The organism is Bacillus sp. JJ1127 (assembly GCF_036965845.1).
In the GTDB taxonomy this organism is placed as follows: Bacteria; Bacillota; Bacilli; order Bacillales; family Bacillaceae_G; genus Bacillus_A.
On record NZ_JBALQK010000141.1, the window covers coordinates 30366 to 32774 of the forward strand.

General features: G+C 34.2%; 2 protein-coding genes. One reads left to right on the forward strand and one right to left on the reverse strand.

The features are described 5' to 3' along the window. Positions 1-130: 130 nt before the first annotated feature. Entirely contained in the window at positions 131-1492 is a 1362-nt protein-coding gene (locus tag V7183_RS14635) for a D-serine ammonia-lyase (RefSeq protein WP_335359978.1), read from the reverse strand. A gap of 153 nt (positions 1493-1645) precedes the next feature. On the opposite strand from V7183_RS14635, the gene V7183_RS14640 reads away from it, so the two are divergent. Further along, on the forward strand, positions 1646-2191 hold the full coding sequence (locus tag V7183_RS14640; RefSeq protein ID WP_335359979.1) for a helix-turn-helix domain-containing protein: 546 nt from the start codon (positions 1646-1648) through the stop codon (positions 2189-2191). Positions 2192-2409: the final 218 nt, after the last annotated feature.

Here is a 2409-nt window from a genome sequence, read left to right on the forward strand (position 1 = left end):
AGATGCTCTCTCCCACCTAAAATATGTTGGTTTTTAATTGATGTATATATACCGATTTCCATCTACTCCTTCTCAAAGGTTAGTAATCGTGTTTAAATTAAAAAGATGAGGCTTCATGCCTCATCTTACATTACTTCTCTTCTTCTAGCGCTAAATTTAATCCCTTTTGATAATATTGCATCATCACTTCTTTAGGAACCATGCTACCACCAGTTCCCCAAACGATGTGTGTACCTTTATTCATTTTTTCCGTTACATTATACTTCTGTAAATATTCTTTGCCCTCTTTACATAATTTCATTGGTCCGATCATACCTGCTAGTGCAGAAGGTTCTAAATAAATCTTCTCTGCATCAGCAAGTTCCTTTAACAGCTTATACAACTGCTCGTCGCTAACTGTGTAATTCCCACTTAAAAAAGGTTCCATCGTTTTCCCTACAAATCCAGACGGTCTCCCTACAGCAAGTCCATCCGCGTCTGTCACATTATCAATACCAATATCTTGGACAGCAATTTTATCATGAAGCCCAGTCATTAGGCCAAGTAACATACATGGAGAATGAGTAGGCTCTGCAAAGAAGCAATGGACATTGTCTTTATATAATAGCTTTAAACCAAATGCTACTCCTCCAGGCCCACCACCTACCCCGCATGGAAGGTAAACGAATAAAGGATGATCTTCATCTACTGTGATTTCTAACTCTTCTAGTTGTTTTTGTAAACGAGATGCTGCCACAGAGTATCCTAAAAACAAATCATGAGAATTTTCATCATCGACAAAATAGCAGCTAGGATCTGCATTTGCTTGCAGACGCCCTTCTTCTACCGCTTTACTATAATCCGCTTCATATTCAATCACGGTTACATTTTTACTTCTTAGCAAATCCTTTTTCCATTGTTTTGCATCAGCCGACATATGAACAGTCACATTAAACCCTAACTTTGCACTCATGATGCCTATACTAAGTCCTAAATTCCCAGTTGATCCTACCGCAATGGAATACTCTGCGAAAAAGCTTCGAAAACGATCACTATCTAAAATTGAATAATCATCTTGCACCGTTAACATTTGATGCTGAATAGCTAATTTTTCCGCATGTTTCAGAACTTCATAAATTCCTCCTCTTGCTTTAATCGATCCCGATATTGGAAGGTGGCTATCACATTTTAATAATAATTCTCCTAATATAGGTTGCTCATAATTCTGTTCTAAAGAACGTTTCATAGAAGGCACTCTCACTAAAGGAGATTCTATAATGCCGTTTGTTCCTTTTGTTTCAGGGAACACTTTCGCGATATATGGCGCAAAACGTTTTAACCTTTCCTCTGCATCCTTTACGTCCTCTTGAGTAAGAGGAGAACTTTTCATTCCTACTTCAAACTTTTCGATATTAGGATTAACCCAAAATACTTCTTCCATCGAAATAAGCCTGTCTAGTAACGGGTATTTATCCTTCCACTCTTGTATATTTTCATTTTCAATCCCCTTCATTGGTCCAATCCTCCTCATTTTCTTGTAGCAAGTTTCATAATAAATTATAATTAAATAAATTTTAATACAGTTTAACACACAATTATCTTTATGTTAATTTTAATTTAATTTATTTAAATCAAATTAAATATTTTTTATTAAGGAGTATGAGTTATGGAAAATATAGACATCGGAAAGAAGATTGAAAAATATAGAAAAATTAAGGGATTAAATAGTAGAGAGTTAGCAAAATTAGCTGAAATTACCCCTTCAATGTTAAGTCAAATTGAGAGAGGGTCAGCTAATCCTTCTATTCAAACACTGAAGGTCTTAGCTAAAGCTCTGGATGTTCCAACTTTTAGTTTTTTACTTGAAGAAACAAAAACGGATGATTTGATAGTCAGATCTAGTAAACGAAAAAAAATGATTATTGATAATTTGTCTTATGAGTTATTGTCACCTGATTTTACAGGGAATTTAGCAACAGCGATTATGAATCTGCCTCCGAATACTTCTTCGTCAGAAAATCCTCTAGAACATAAAGGAGAAGAAGTAGCATTTATTTTAGAAGGAAAGATTAAGGTATATTTAGAGGAAGAAGAATATGTATTAGAAACTGGTGATAGTGTGAAAATACCAGCATATTTGAAACATAAATGGGAAAATAATTTTGATCAAAGTGCAGTCGTCTTATTTTCTGTTACCCCACCTGTATTTTAAATGTAGATACATGTAAAATGTTACTCAACAATCGGGTTCATTTGGTGAATAAGAAGTAAAAGGGGAATACATATTATCTATACTAATATGTATTCCCCTTTATTTTTTATGATTTAGATCTTGATATTATAATTTTATCAGACTTTATTTTAAATCAACCAGAGGAATATGTACCTCTGGTTTTACTTCGCTATCTCGCTATTCACGAATGATACTAC

Excerpts from the sequence above, each read along its gene's own strand:
- V7183_RS14635 (WP_335359978.1), bottom strand. The coding sequence starts at position 1,492 with ATGAAGGGGATTGAAAATGAAAATATACAAGAGTGGAAGGATAAATAC.
- V7183_RS14640 (WP_335359979.1), top strand. The coding sequence starts at position 1,646 with ATGGAAAATATAGACATCGGAAAGAAGATTGAAAAATATAGAAAAATT.